Origin of the sequence: Paraburkholderia atlantica, assembly GCF_009362785.1 — a bacterium.
GTDB classification, from domain to species: domain Bacteria; phylum Pseudomonadota; class Gammaproteobacteria; order Burkholderiales; family Burkholderiaceae; genus Paraburkholderia; species Paraburkholderia atlantica.
Genome location: NZ_WHNQ01000002.1, coordinates 266636 through 281203, shown reverse-complemented (window position 1 = coordinate 281203; position 14568 = coordinate 266636). Strand labels below are relative to the sequence as shown.

11 protein-coding genes are annotated in these 14568 nt (G+C 66.4%); 9 read left to right on the top strand and 2 right to left on the bottom strand.

The features are described 5' to 3' along the window. Positions 1 to 98: 98 nt before the first annotated feature. Together recJ and GCT19_RS03565 are read right to left on the bottom strand one after the other, a co-directional pair. Positions 99 to 1805, bottom strand: coding sequence for a single-stranded-DNA-specific exonuclease RecJ (gene recJ / locus GCT19_RS03570; RefSeq protein WP_152851024.1), 1707 nt, complete (start codon positions 1803 to 1805; stop codon positions 99 to 101). 16 nt (positions 1806 to 1821) lie between these two features. Further along, complete coding sequence (locus GCT19_RS03565; protein WP_152851023.1) at positions 1822 to 2946, bottom strand: regulator; 1125 nt, start codon at positions 2944 to 2946, stop codon at positions 1822 to 1824. A gap of 306 nt (positions 2947 to 3252) precedes the next feature. Between GCT19_RS03565 and GCT19_RS03560 the strand changes: the two genes are divergently transcribed. From GCT19_RS03560 to ftsB, 9 genes are all read left to right on the top strand, one after another. Further along, positions 3253 to 4506 carry a lipoprotein-releasing ABC transporter permease subunit gene (locus tag GCT19_RS03560; protein ID WP_018435426.1) on the top strand — a complete coding sequence of 418 codons (1254 nt, stop codon included), beginning with the start codon at positions 3253 to 3255 and terminating at the stop codon, positions 4504 to 4506. A 31-nt stretch (positions 4507 to 4537) separates the two neighbouring features. Next, positions 4538 to 5254 carry a lipoprotein-releasing ABC transporter ATP-binding protein LolD gene (lolD, locus tag GCT19_RS03555; protein WP_018435427.1) on the top strand — a complete coding sequence of 239 codons (717 nt, stop codon included), beginning with the start codon at positions 4538 to 4540 and terminating at the stop codon, positions 5252 to 5254. Between the two features lie 126 nt (positions 5255 to 5380). Next, entirely contained in the window at positions 5381 to 6169 is a 789-nt protein-coding gene (locus GCT19_RS03550; RefSeq protein WP_013089805.1) for a TatD family hydrolase, read from the top strand. 113 nt (positions 6170 to 6282) lie between these two features. Then, on the top strand, positions 6283 to 8916 hold the full coding sequence (locus tag GCT19_RS03545) for a DNA internalization-related competence protein ComEC/Rec2 (protein WP_152851022.1): 2634 nt from the start codon (positions 6283 to 6285) through the stop codon (positions 8914 to 8916). A 114-nt stretch (positions 8917 to 9030) separates the two neighbouring features. Then, positions 9031 to 9834, top strand: a complete 804-nt coding sequence (locus tag GCT19_RS03540) for an alpha/beta fold hydrolase (protein ID WP_018435429.1) — start codon at positions 9031 to 9033, stop codon at positions 9832 to 9834. Positions 9835 to 9977: 143 nt separating this feature from the next. Further along, on the top strand, positions 9978 to 11639 hold the full coding sequence (locus GCT19_RS03535; protein WP_013089802.1) for a CTP synthase: 1662 nt from the start codon (positions 9978 to 9980) through the stop codon (positions 11637 to 11639). Beyond that, positions 11636 to 12490 (top strand): 3-deoxy-8-phosphooctulonate synthase, encoded by an 855-nt coding sequence (gene kdsA / locus GCT19_RS03530; RefSeq protein WP_013089801.1) that lies wholly within the window; start codon positions 11636 to 11638, stop codon positions 12488 to 12490. Before GCT19_RS03535 ends, kdsA begins: the two co-directional genes overlap by 4 nt. A gap of 165 nt (positions 12491 to 12655) precedes the next feature. Then, positions 12656 to 13939: a phosphopyruvate hydratase gene (gene eno / locus GCT19_RS03525; protein WP_152851021.1), complete on the top strand. Its 1284-nt coding sequence runs from the start codon at positions 12656 to 12658 to the stop codon at positions 13937 to 13939. A gap of 113 nt (positions 13940 to 14052) precedes the next feature. After that, a complete protein-coding gene (ftsB, locus tag GCT19_RS03520) occupies positions 14053 to 14490 on the top strand; it encodes a cell division protein FtsB (RefSeq protein ID WP_013089799.1) in 438 nt (145 codons plus the stop codon). Positions 14491 to 14568 lie beyond the last annotated feature (78 nt).

Genomic DNA, 14568 nt, shown 5'->3' with positions numbered 1-14568 from the left:
TAGCTTCGTGAAAAGGGGAAATTATAGCCGATCGGCATGCCGCGCCGGAGCCCTGCGGGCGATCCGGCGCGTGTTCGCGATTGATTTTGCGGAAGATTTCAGCTCACCGCGTGCTCGACGATCAGTTGCACGCGCGATACGCCGTTCCATGTGTCGCTGGCGAGCCGGTAGGCGACGGTGGTGCGCGCGGGCAGCGTATCCGTGTGATTGAACCAGATCGCGTTGAAGCGCTGGCGGCCGCGCAGCAATTGCAGCTTCAGGTGCTTGTCCTTGACGAGCGCCTGCGACGCGACCTCGAATTCGCCCGAAAACACCGGCGCCGGAAATCCCTGGCCCCATACGGCCGCGTCGAGCATCTCGACGAATTGCGGCGTGAAGTACGCGTCTTCGAGCTCGCCGTCGGTTTCGACGGTGCGCGCGAGCGCCTCCGCCGACAGCCATTCGCGGCCGACCGCCTCGAACGCGGCCGTGAAGCGCGGCACGTCGGCGGCGGCGAGCGTCAGGCCCGCAGCCATCGCGTGGCCGCCGAATTTGACGATCAGGTCCGGTTCGCGCTTCGAGATCAGATCGAGCGCGTCGCGCAGATGGAAGCCCGGGATCGAGCGTCCCGAGCCCTTGACGAGCACGCCGGTGTCGTCGGCGGGCGCGAACGTGAACGACGGGCGGTGGAATTTCTCCTTCAGCCGTCCCGCGACGATGCCGATCACGCCCTGATGCCAGCCCGGATTGAACAGCGTGATCGTGGTCGCGCCGTCGGGATCGACCGTCGACAGGTCGTCCAGCGCCTGCTGCTGCATGCCGGCCTCGATTTCGCGGCGCTCGCGGTTCATCGTGTCGAGCTGCTGCGCGAGTTCCCACGCGCGGCCGACGTCGTCGGTGGTCAGGCATTCGATGCCGAGCGACATGTCCGACAGCCGTCCCGCCGCGTTCAGGCGCGGTCCCAGCGCGAAGCCGAGATCGAAGCCGGAGGCATTGCGCGCGTCGCGCGCGGCGGCGCGAAAGAGGGCGGCGATGCCTGGCTGCATGCGACCCTTGCGGATGCGCTGCAGACCTTGCGCGACCAGCACGCGGTTGTTGCCGTCGAGCTTGACGACATCGGCGACGGTGCCGAGCGCGACCAGATCGAGCAGGCCGTCGAGGCGCGGTTCGGGCAGTGCGTCGCCGAACGCGCCGCGGCGGCGCAGTTCGGCGCGCAGCGCGAGCAGCACGTAGAACATCACGCCGACGCCGGCCAGGCACTTGCTCGGGAACGTGCAGCCCGGCTGGTTCGGATTGACGATCGCGCGCGCGGCGGGCAACTCGTCGCCGGGCAGGTGGTGGTCGGTGACGAGCACGTCGATGCCGAGCGCGTTGGCGGCGGCGACGCCGTCGACGCTCGCGATGCCGTTGTCGACGGTGATCAGCAGATCGGGCTTGCCGGCCGCGCTGCGGGCCGCGAGCTCGACGATGTCCGGCGTGAGACCGTAGCCGTGCTCCATGCGGTTCGGCACCAGATAGTCGATGCGCGCGCCGAACATGCGCAGTCCGCGCACCGCGACCGCGCAGGCGGTCGCGCCGTCGCAGTCGTAGTCGGCGACGACCAGCATGCGGCGCTGTTGCTGGAGCGCGTCGGCGAGCAGCGCGGCGGCCGCGTCGCAGCCCTTCAGGTCGGCGGGCGGCACGAGCCGCGCGAGGCCGGTTTCGACCTCTTCGGGCAGGCACACGCCGCGCGATGCGTACAGGCGCGCGAGCACCGGATGCATGCCGCAGCGGGTCAGCACTTCGGCGTCGAGGGGGGAGCAGGGGCGCGTAACGATTCGGGTCATGCGGAAGGGCCGTGGATCATTCGATGAAAAGCGAGGCCAGCACGCGCCGCCGCCAGAATTTGCGCAGATCGCCGCGCGTGACGGTCAGCGTCACCGAGCCGGTGTCGCCGCACAGCGTGAGGCCGAGCTCCGCGAGTTCGCCCGCCTGCAGCGCCGCCAGCGCGGGCTCGAACCAGTCGCTCTGCAGCTCGGCGAATGCCTGGTTCCAGCGCGCCCAGTCCTGTTCGATGTAGGGCGCGGAGAATGGATCGAGTTCGACGAGTGTCGCGCCGCTGCCGCTGCCGTTGGTTGCACCGCGCAGCGCCGCCTGCAGTTCGCGGTACGACGCCGGCGGCGCGCCTGGCGCGACTCCCGCGCTGAGCGCGAGGCCGCGCGTCGCGGCGGCGTCGGACAGCACCTGCGCGAACGGACTGCGCACGGGCCGCGCGGCGCCTTGCGCGTGAAACCAGATCGAGTTGACGGCTGGCAGCCCGCGTGCTTCGCGCGCTTCGTTGATCGGATGCTCGAACCATGCCATCTGCACTTCGTTCTGCAGCTTCATCCATGCGCGCGAGCGTTCGCCGGAATGCGCTTCGTGCGGCAGCCAGATCTCGATGTTGCGGCCGCTCGCGCGCAACGGCGACGCGCCCGCGAGCGTGCCGAACGCGTCGCTCGACAGATACCAGCGGGTCGGCTTCGGCGCTTCGATGCGTACGCCAAGCTCCTCGATCAGCGGGCGCGCCAGCGCGAGCAGCGTGGTCGCTTCTTCGTCCGACAGATCGAGCGACGCGGGATCGATCAGCACCAGATGGTCGTGTGCGATGTGCACGTGCACCGGCTGCACGCAGGCCCACGTCGCGCTGCCGGGTTCGCCGCCGTCGGCGCGCAGCATGTAGGGCGCGAGCGGGGCTTCGTCGGCGGCGGCCGAGGCGCCCGCCGTGCCATCAGGCAGCGCGCCGAATTGTCGCGCGACCCAGCGCTCGTGCGGCAGCGTGCGTTGAAAATCCTCGCCGATCACGCGTTCGATCAGCGTCGCGCGCGCGATCAGCCTGTCGAGGGCGGGACTGCGGATGTCGTGAAGCGCGGTGGAGGCGTCGGCCGCGGCGGGCAGCGCGAAGGGCAGCAGAAGATGGAGGCGGTCGGCAGGCATGATGCTGCGCATTGTAGGGCAAACGGTGCGAGTATTTCGACGAAGCACGGCCGGTTTATCGATGACGTTCCGCGGCATGCGCTTTGCGCGAGCCGGCGGCATTGTGTGGCAAACTTCGCGCTTGATCGCTGGTCGAGGCAGGGGCGGCGCGCCGTGCCGCCACGCCTCCATGCGCCGGCGGAGCCGCACAGCGGCTGCGCGGGCGCGGAACGATCCGCGCCGCCGCGAGCCCAACGATCACGACGCTCGGGCCGCCCGGCACACGCTCGATGTCCGCCGCTCCCGACACACAGTCGAAGAACGCACAAAAGGATTCGCTTGAAATTTCCCTACGAATGGCAGATTGGCTGGCGCTACACACGCGCCGGCAAACGCACGACCGGTAACGGCTTCATATCGTTCATCGCGCTGGTGTCGATGTCGGGCATCGCGCTTGGCGTCGCGGCGCTGATCGTGGTGCTGTCGGTGATGAACGGCTTTCAGAAAGAGGTGCGCGACCGCATGCTGTCGGTGCTCGCGCACGTCGAGATCTTTTCGCCGACCGGTTCGATGCCCGAGTGGCAACTGACCGCGAAGGAAGCGCGGCAGAACCCGCAGGTGATCGGCGCGGCGCCCTACGTCGAGGCCCAGGCGCTGCTCACGCGCCAGGATGCGGTAAGCGGGGTCGCGTTGCGCGGCATCGAGCCGACGCTCGAGCCCGAAGTGTCCGATATCGGCAAGGAAATGAAAGGCGGCAAGCTGTCCGACCTCGTGCCCGGCGATTTCGGCATCGTGCTCGGCGCCGATCTCGCGGCCAATCTCGGCGTGCAGCTGAACGACAAGATCACGCTCGTCGCGCCCGAAGGCACGATCACGCCGGCCGGCATGCTGCCGCGCCTGAAACAGTTCACGGTGGTCGGCATCTTCGAGTCGGGCCATTACGAATACGACAGCACGCTAGCGCTGATCAACATCAAGGACGCACAGGCGCTGTTCCGGCTGCCCGCGCCGACCGGCGTGCGGCTGCGTCTGACCGACATGCAGCGCGCGCCGGAAGTCGCGCATCAGCTCGCGCGCACGCTGTCGGGCGACCTGTACATTCGCGACTGGACCCAGCAGAACAAGACCTGGTTCTCGGCGGTGCAGATCGAGAAGCGCATGATGTTCATCATCCTGACGCTGATCATTGCGGTGGCCGCGTTCAATCTGGTGTCGTCGCTGGTGATGACGGTGACCAACAAACAGGCCGATATCGCGATCCTGCGCACGCTCGGCGCGCAGCCCGGCTCGATCATGAAGATCTTCGTCGTGCAGGGCGTGACGATCGGCTTCATCGGCACGGCGACCGGCGTCGCGCTCGGCTGCCTGATCGCGTGGAGCATTCCGTGGCTGGTGCCGATGATCGAGCATCTGCTCGGCGTGCAGTTCCTGCCGCCGTCGGTGTACTTCATCAGCGAGCTGCCGTCCGAGCTGGTTCCGGCCGACGTCGCTCGCATCGGCATCATCGCGTTCGTGCTGTCCGCGCTCGCCACGCTGTATCCGAGCTGGCGCGGCGCGAAAGTCCGTCCGGCGGAGGCGCTGCGCTATGAATGACCGCCTCGTCCATCCCTCAACCGATTCATCCATGACCGCTCAGGACCCCGCATCGTATCCGTACGTGCTCGAAGCCACCGGCATTTCCAAATCGTTCGTGCAGGGTGGCCTGAACGTGCAGGTGCTCAACAACGCTGAACTCGCCGTGCGGCGCGGCGAAAAGCTCGCGATCGTCGGCGCGTCGGGTTCCGGCAAGAGCACGCTATTGCACGTGCTCGGCGGTCTCGACGATCCGAGCGCGGGAGAGGTGTCGGTGCTCGGCAAGCCGTTCACGAAGCTGTCCGAGCGTGAGCGCAACGACCTGCGCAATCGCGCGCTCGGTTTCGTTTATCAGTTTCACCATCTGCTGCCGGAGTTTTCCGCGCTCGATAACGTCGCGATGCCGCTGCGGATTCGTCGCGAGACGACCGAAGTCGCGCGCCGCGAGGCAATGGCGGTGCTGGAGCGCGTCGGCATGGGGCATCGCGCGAAGCATCGGCCGGGCGAGCTGTCGGGCGGCGAGCGTCAGCGTGTCGCGATCGCGCGCGCGCTCGTCACGAAGCCCGCCTGCGTGCTCGCCGACGAGCCGACCGGCAACCTCGACGGCGGCACCGCCGACACCGTGTTCAACCTGATGCTCGAACTGTCGCGCACGCTCGAGACGAGCTTCGTGATCGTCACGCACGACCCGGAACTGGCGGGGCGCTGCGATCGCATCATGCGGCTGCGCGACGGCGTGCTCCACGAAGAGCCGCCCGTGCCGGTCTGAACCCGGGTTGAGCCCGGTTTGCGCCAAACCCCGGCACGGTCGTTGCGGGTGGTCCGCGGATGACTGACCGCCGCCGCGAACCGCCGGACCACCTTCGGGCCGGTCACATTGCCAGTGAGACAACCCATGTGGATCGATACGCACTGCCATCTCGACGCTTCGGAGTTCGACGCCGATCGTGACGCGGTCGCGGCGTCCGCGCGCGAGGCGGGCGTGTCGCGCATCGTGATTCCGGCGATCGGGCGACAAAACTTCGCGGCGGTGCGCGAGCTCGCGCATCGCGTCGACGGCGGCGCGTACGCGCTCGGCATTCATCCGATGTACACGCCAGGCGCCGTCGATGCCGACCTCGACCTGCTTCGCATGGAGATCGAGGCGAGTCTCGACGATCCGCGCTTCGTCGGCATCGGCGAGATCGGGCTGGACTTTTTCGTCGACGGTCTCGACGATGCGCGCCAGCAGTTTTTCTACAACGGCCAGCTGCAGCTCGCGCGCGAATTCGATCTCCCGGTCATCTGCCATGTGCGCAAATCGCAGGATCAGGTGATCGCGGGATTGCGGCGGCATCAGATCCATCGCGGCATTGCGCACGCATTCAATGGCAGTTTCCAGCAGGCGCAGGCTTATATCGATCAGGGCCTGCATCTTGGCTTCGGCGGCAACCTGACGTTCGAGCGCGCGCGGCAGATCCGCCGACTCGCCGAACAGCTGCCGCTCGACGCGCTGGTCGTCGAGACCGACGCGCCCGATATCGCGCCGTCGTGGATGTACAGGCAGCGCAATTCGCCGGAGCAGATTCCGGCGATCGGCGCGAGCCTCGCGCAACTGCGCGGTGTCACTTCCGACGCAGCCGCCCTTGGCACAACGGCTAACGCGCTCGCCGCGCTGCCGCGACTCGCGCTTTCCTCTGCATAATCGATTTCGTTGATCGAAAGGGTTCGCGCCGGGCGATGCCCACGCCCGGCGGGCTCGGTGCTGCCTGTTCGCCGGCGCGTGACGACGCTCGGCGCCAACGACGCGGAGGGCGAATGCGGGCGGTCTGGTGTGGGTTTGCGTTGGGCGTGATCTGGCTGCAGCGACAGGCGGCGTTGCCGGATGCGGGTGGATGGTGGGCGTTGATACTGGTCGGCTGCACGGCCGCCGGCGTTGCCGTGTGGGGTTTGCGTGGCGATGGGACGTGCGTGGCGTACCAGCTCGAATACGAGCAGCGCTTGTCGAACCGGCTCGCCAGGCGCGTACGGCGCGACGCCCGCGTGCGACGGGTGGCGGGTTGGGGCGCCGTGTGGTGCGCGGCGATCTGCGTCGGTTTCGGCTATGCGGCACTGCGCGCTCAAACGCGGCTCGCGGCGAGTCTGCCGCATGAGTGGGAAGGGCGCGACATCGAGGTGGTCGGCACGATCAAGGGATTGCCGACGCGCGACGACAAAGGCGCGCGCTTCCTGTTCGACGTCGAGACGAACGATGCGCGGCTTGCCGCCTTCCCGCGCGTAATCCAACTCGCCTGGATCGCGCGCGACGCCCCGGCGCCGCGGCTCGAACCGGGCGAGCGCTGGCGTCTGACCGTGCGCCTGAAGCGCCCGCACGGCAACGCGAATTTCGGCGTGCGCGATGCCGAGGCGAGTCTGCTCGCGCGCAACGTCCGCGCGACTGGCTACGTGAGCGTGCCGGATCATGCGCAGCGCCTCGCCGGTCCCGCGCACGGGTTCGCCGTGCTGGTCGACCGCTGGCGCGCCGCGTTGCGTGCGCGTATCGACACAGTGCTGGCCGATGCGCCGCATCGCGGCATCGTCGTCGCGCTCGCGATCGGCGCGCAGGACCAGCTGAGCCGCGCCGACTGGCAATTGATGCGCGAAACCGGCACGAGTCATCTGGTGGCGATTTCGGGCTTGCATATCGGCTTCGTCGCGGGGCTGACCGGCTGGCTCGCCGCAGCATTCTGGCGACGGTCGGGCTGGCTCGGCCGCAACTGGCCGCTGCGCTTGCCCGCGCAGCTCGTCGGCGTGACGGCCGGTGCGATCTTCGCCGCGCTGCATGCCGCGCTCGCGGGCTTCAACGTGCCGGCGCAACGCGCGCTGTGGATGGCCGCGCTCGTCGCGCTGGCGTTCGTCGGCGGCCGGCAGCTGGCGCGCTCCACCGTGCTCGCATGGGCGCTCGGGCTCGTGCTGCTGGTCGATCCGTGGGCGGTCGTGTCGGCCGGGTTCTGGCTGTCGTTCTGCGCGGTCGGCGCGATCCTGTTCGCGATGTCGGGACGGCCGCGCGTGCGGGGTCCGCAGACGTCCCGTCAGCATGAAGACGGGGAGGGCGGCGCGGCGCAACCCAGGTGGCTGGCGCTGCGTCCGGTATTGATCCGGCATCTGCGCGCACTCGCCGAACGCTTGCGCAGCGCCGCGCACGTGCAGATCGCGGTAACGGTTGCGCTTGCGCCGCTGACCGCCAACTGGTTCGCGCAGATTCCGCTCGTCGGTCCGCTCGCGAACGCGTTCGCGATTCCGTGGGTGAGCGCGCTCGTCACGCCGGCAGTGCTCGCGGGCGTCGCATTGCCCGCGCCGCTCGATGCGTTCGCGTGGCGCGCCGCGCACACGCTGCTCGATGGTCTCGCGGCCGGCCTGCAGCTGGTGTCGGGGCCGCGCTGGACCTTGTGGTGGTTGCCGCAGCCGCATGCGTGGGCGCTCGCCGCGGCGGCGGTCGGTGTGCTGTGGTGTCTCGCGCCGCGCGGCTGGCCGCTGCGCTGGGCGGCGCTGCTGACGTGGCTGCCGATGCTGATGCCCAGCGCAAACGGCGCGCTCGCCGAGCCATCGGGCGCGTTCCGTCTGACTGCGCTCGATGTCGGGCAGGGTTCGTCGGTGCTCGTGCAGACCGCCCATCACGCGTTGCTGTTCGATGCGGGTCCGGGCCCCGAATCGACGCACGCGGGCGAGCGCGTGGTGGTGCCGTTCCTGCAGGCGCAAGGCGTGACGACGCTCGATACGCTGATGATCAGTCACGCCGATTCGGATCATGCGGGCGGCGCGCCGGCGGTGCTCGATGCGATCGAGGTGCGTCAATTGGTGGCCGGCCTCGCGCCGGACAATTCGCTGTGGCCTCAGGCAAAGCAGCATGGCACACGCACGCTGCCGTGCGTGGCAGGGCAGCGCTGGCAGTGGGACGGTGTCGAGTTCGCCGTATTGTGGCCGGACGCCGGGGCGCTCACCGGCAAGGCGAACGAGCATTGCTGCGTGTTGAGGGTCAGCACGTTGTCCGCCACCAACGCAGGCGGCGCGGCAGCGTTGGCCGGTGCGAACGCGCCGCGTGTCGCGGCCCTGCTGAGCGCCGACATCGAAGCGCCGACCGAACGTGCGCTGCTCGCACGCGATCGCAAGATCCTGCGCGCGCAAGTATTGATGGTGCCGCATCATGGCAGCAAGACCTCGTCGACCGAACCGTTCCTCGACTCTATCGATCCGTCCATCGCGTTATTTCAGGTAGGCTACGAGAATCGTTTTCATCATCCGGACGCGGGCGTATTCGCGCGCTATGTGGCGCGTCATATCGAGCTTGCGCGAAGCGATCGCGATGGCGCCGTCAGGGTCGACGTCGATCCGGGCGCGCGCGGTGAGGAGGGCGCCGTGCTCACGCTCGAGCGCTACCGTGACATGCATCGCCGCTACTGGATGGAGCCCTGAGCGCGTCGCGCCTCAATGAGCGCAACGGCGCAGACAAGCGGCGCAAACAGCGCTATAAGCGGCACAGGAAAAGCACCCGCCCGCGCGTAAAAAACACAACGGAGATTGCCGCAGTTGAAAAACATCATCCATTTCTCGCACGCGAACGGCTTTCCGGCATCGACTTACCGGACCATCTTCGCCGAACTCTCCGACGACTACGAGGTGCGCTCGATCGAGCGGATCGGTCATGATGCGCGCTTTCCGGTCACGCAGGACTGGCCCCATCTGGTCGAGCAACTGCTCGACGACATCGCCCGCACATACGAGCAGCCGGTGTGGCTGGTCGGGCATTCGCTCGGCGGGTATCTGTCGCTGATGGCGGCGCTGAAAAAGCCGCAGTGGGTGAGGGGCGTCGTGATGCTCGACTCGCCGGTCATCGCCGGTTGGCGCAGCAGCATGCTGCGCGTGTCGCAATGGACCGGGCTCGACGAGCGGCTGTCGCCCGCCGCCGCGACGCGCAAGCGCCGCACCCAATGGACCAGCCGCGACGAAGCATGGCGGCATTTCCATTCGAAACCCGCGTTCGCGCGCTGGGACGAGCGCATGCTGTCCGACTACATCGACTTCGGCATTCCGCAGAGTTCGCCCGACGGCACCCGGGTGCTCGCGTTCGATCGCCGCACCGAATACCAGATCTACCGAACTTTGCCGCATACGCTCGGCGCGCGGCTCGCGCGCGGCGCGCCGGTGCCGGTCGGGTTCATCGCCGGCACACGCTCGAAGGAGATCCGCCAGGTCGGTCTCGACGCGACGCGGCGCGCGACCGGCGGGCACGTCGAGTGGATCGAGGGCAGCCATCTATATCCGATGGAAAAGCCGATCGAAACCGCGCGTGCGGTGCAACGCATGTTGCGCGAGCTGGAGCGAACCGCCTGACGCGCGGCGCTCACGAAGCGCGCCCCAAACTGCTGCGCCGGCTGCCACGCGAAGCGGCATCGGCGCACGGCGGGCCGGTCGTTTTTTGCTGGGTCGGGACCATCCTTTACGGTATAATCCGTTTTTCCCGCGAGCATCCAGCGATGACCAAATATGTTTTCGTCACCGGCGGCGTAGTATCTTCCCTCGGCAAGGGTATTGCCGCCGCTTCCCTCGCCGCGATCCTCGAATCGCGCGGTCTTAAAGTCACCCTCCTCAAACTCGATCCCTACATCAACGTCGACCCCGGCACGATGAGCCCGTTTCAACACGGCGAAGTGTTCGTGACGGAAGACGGAGCGGAAACCGACCTCGACCTCGGCCACTACGAGCGCTTCATCAGCACGAAGATGCGCAAGGCCAACAACTTCACCACGGGCCAGATTTACGAATCGGTGATCCGCAAGGAACGCCGCGGCGATTATCTCGGTAAGACCGTGCAGGTCATTCCGCACATCACGAACGAAATCCAGGCATTCGTCGAACGCGGCGCAGCTTCTGCGACATGCGGCGAGCCGGATGTCGCGATCGTCGAAGTGGGTGGCACGGTGGGTGACATCGAATCGCTGCCGTTCCTCGAAGCCGCGCGTCAGATGAGCCTGCGCCTCGGCCGCAACAGCGCGTGCTTCGTGCACCTGACGCTGGTGCCCTGGGTTGCCACGGCCGGCGAACTCAAAACCAAGCCTACCCAGCACAGCGTGCAGAAGCTGCGCGAAATCGGCATCTCGCCGCACGTGCTGCTGTGCCGTGCCGACCGCCGCATTCCGGACGACGAGCGCGCGAAGATCTCGCTGTTCTCGAACGTGCCTGAAGACGCGGTGATTTCTGTGTGGGACGCGGACAGCATCTACAAGATTCCGCAGATGCTGCACGACCAGGGTCTCGACGCGATCATCTGCGAAGAGTTGAAGCTCGCGCCGAAGGCGGCGGACCTGTCCATGTGGTCGGACCTCGTCGAGAAGCTGCAGAATCCGAAGCACGAAGTGACGATCGGCATGGTCGGCAAGTACGTCGATCTGACCGAGTCGTACAAGTCGCTGATCGAAGCGCTGCGCCATGCGTCGATGCACACGTCGACGCGCGTGAACATCGAGTACATCGACTCCGAAGAGATCGAAACGCAAGGCGTCGAAAGCCTCAAGCATCTCGACGCGGTGCTCGTGCCGGGCGGCTTCGGCCGTCGCGGCACCGAAGGCAAGATTGCCGCGATCCGCTACGCACGCGAAGCGAAGGTGCCGTATCTCGGCATCTGCCTCGGCATGCAGCTCGCCGTGATCGAATTCGCGCGTGATGTGGTCGGCCTGAAGGATGCGAACAGCACCGAGTTCGATCAGGAAACGAAGAACCGCGTGGTCGCGCTGATCACCGAGTGGTACGACCGCGAAGGCCGCGTCGAGAAGCGCACCGAAGAGTCGGACCTCGGCGGCACGATGCGTCTCGGCTCGCAGCGCTGCCCGATCAAGCCCGGCACGCTCGCCGAAGAGATCTACGGCACGGATGTGAACGAGCGTCATCGTCACCGTTATGAGGTGAATAACCGTTTCGTGCCCCAGCTCGAAGGCGGTGGCCTCATCATTAGCGCCCGTACGCCGAGCGAGGATCTGCCGGAAATGATGGAGTTGCCGCGCAGCATGCACCCGTGGTTCGTCGGCGTGCAGTTCCACCCGGAATTCACGTCCACGCCACGTGACGGTCACCCGCTGTTCAAGTCGTTCGTCGAAGCGGCGCTCGCGCATCAGCAGTCGAGGGTCGAGGAGAAAGCATGAAACTGGGCGATTTCGAAATCGGGCTCGACAAGCCGTTTTTCCTGATCGCCGGTACCTGTGTCGTCGAATCGGAACAGATGACGATCGACACGGCCGGCCGCCTGAAGGAAATCTGCGCGAAGCTGAACATTCCGTTCATCTACAAATCATCGTACGACAAGGCCAATCGCAGCAGCGGCAAGTCGTTCCGCGGTCTGGGCATGGACGAAGGTCTGCGCATCCTGTCAGAAGTGAAGCGCCAGCTCGGTCTGCCGGTGCTGACCGATGTCCACGCCGAGCACGAGATCGAGCAGGTCGCGTCGGTGGTCGACGTGCTGCAAACACCCGCGTTCCTGTGCCGTCAGACGGACTTCATCCACGCGTGTGCACGCTCGGGCAAGCCGGTCAACATCAAGAAGGGCCAGTTTCTCGCGCCGCACGACATGAAGAACGTGATCGACAAGGCGCGTGACGCCGCGCGTGAAGCGGGTCTGTCGGAAGACCGCTTCATGGCGTGCGAGCGCGGCGTGTCGTTCGGCTATAACAACCTCGTGTCGGACATGCGTTCGCTCGCGATCATGCGCGAGACCAACGCGCCGGTCGTGTTCGACGCGACGCACTCGGTGCAGTTGCCGGGCGGTCAGGGCACGAGCTCGGGCGGCCAGCGCGAATTCGTGCCGGTACTCGCGCGCGCCGCAGTCGCGGTCGGCGTCGCGGGCCTGTTCATGGAAACGCACCCGAATCCGGCGCAAGCAAAGTCGGACGGGCCGAACGCGGTGCCGCTCAATCGCATGGCCGACCTGCTCGAGACGCTCGTCACGCTCGACCAGGCCGTCAAGCGCGGCCCGTTCCTCGAAAGCGACTTCAACTGATTCAGGTGTGCGCCGCGTGTCACGATTGCTCTCGATCATCGACCCGCGGCGTTTTCGCATAGTGGTCGTCGAACGTATCGGCGCGCGAGTTGTCTGTCGGGGAGACCGGCAGGTACGCGATGCAAGGTCCCAGTAAAGAATTCAACGTCATCCTTTGAGGAAACCATGAGTGCTATCGTAGACATCATCGGTCGAGAGATTCTCGATTCGCGAGGCAACCCCACCGTCGAATGCGACGTGCTGCTCGAGTCGGGCACGATGGGCCGCGCAGCCGTGCCGTCGGGCGCGTCGACCGGCTCGCGCGAAGCGATCGAACTGCGCGACGCCGAAGCCGGCCGCTACGGCGGCAAGGGCGTGCTGAAGGCCGTCGAGCACATCAACACGGAAATCTCCGAAGCGATCATGGGTCTCGACGCTTCCGAGCAGGCGTTCCTCGACAAGACGCTGCTCGAGCTCGACGGCACCGACAACAAGTCGCGCCTCGGCGCGAATGCGATGCTGGCCGTGTCGATGGCCGTCGCGAAGGCCGCCGCTGAAGAAGCCGGCCTGCCGCTGTACCGCTACTTCGGCGGCTCGGGCGCGATGCAACTGCCGGTGCCGATGATGAACATCGTCAACGGCGGCGCGCACGCGAACAACAGCCTGGACATCCAGGAATTCATGATCGTGCCGGTCAGCCAGCCGAGCTTCCGCGAAGCACTGCGCTGCGGCGCCGAAGTGTTCCACGCGCTGAAGAAGATCCTGTCGGATCGCGGCATGAGCACGGCCGTTGGCGACGAAGGCGGCTTCGCGCCGAACTTCGGCAGCAACGAGGAATGCCTGTCCACCATTTTGCAAGCCATCGAGAAAGCGGGCTATCGCGCCGGTGAAGACGTGCTGCTCGCACTCGACTGCGCGGCCAGCGAGTTCTACCACGACGGCAAGTACCAGCTCGCGGGCGAAGGCCTGCAGCTGTCGTCGACGGAATTCGCGGATTACCTCGCGAACCTCGCCGACAAGTTCCCGATCGTGTCGATCGAAGACGGCATGCACGAAGGCGACTGGGAAGGCTGGAAGATCCTGACCGACAAGCTCGGCGACAAAGTCCAGCTGGTCGGCGACGACCTGTTCGTCACGAACACGCGCATTCTGAAGGAAGGCATCGAGAAGGGCATCGCGAACTCGATCCTGATCAAGATCAACCAGATCGGCACGCTGACGGAAACCTTCGCGGCGATCGAAATGGCCAAGCGCGCGGGCTACACGGCCGTGATTTCGCACCGCTCGGGCGAAACCGAAGACTCGACGATCGCGGACATCGCCGTCGGTCTGAACGCCGGCCAGATCAAGACCGGTTCGCTGTCGCGTTCGGATCGCATCTCGAAGTACAACCAGTTGCTGCGTATCGAGGAAGATCTCGGCGATATCGCAAGCTACCCGGGCAAGTCGGCGTTCTACAATCTGCGCTAAGCGTTGTCGCCAGATTGTTCACGTCGATCGATGAGCCGGTTATCCTTCGTTTCTGATTGACCTCGCCGCCCTGCGTATAGCGCAGGGCGGCGCGTATTTATTGTGCTTACTTCATGCGGCTTGTCACTGCTGTCCTGATCGTTCTGCTGGCATTGATCCAGTACCCGCTCTGGTGGGGGCATGGCGGCTGGTTGCGCGTGCACGAGTTGCAGGGCCAACTCGCGCAGCAACTGCAGAAGAATGCCGATGCCAAGCTGCGCAACGAGCGCATCCAGGGTGAAGTGCAGGATCTGCAGAACGGCACCGCCGCGGTAGAAGAACGGGCGCGCTACGAAATGGGCATGGTCAAGGACGGCGAAGTGTTCGCGCAGTTCGTGTCACCGAACCAGCCGTTGCCGTTGGCGAATACGCCGTCGGCGGATACGTCGACGCGCGGTGAGGTGTCGGCCGCGCCGCTGCACGTGGTGCCGAATCCGGAGTCGCGCGCGAAACCGGATCGCAAGCATGGCGGGAAGGCGGCGGCTGCGAAGGAGAAGAAGCCGGCGCACTGAGGTTCGATATCTCGCATCGGCTTCGCCACGAAGGGCGCAAAAAAAGCGCGGTTCATCTTGAACCGCGCTTTTTGTTTT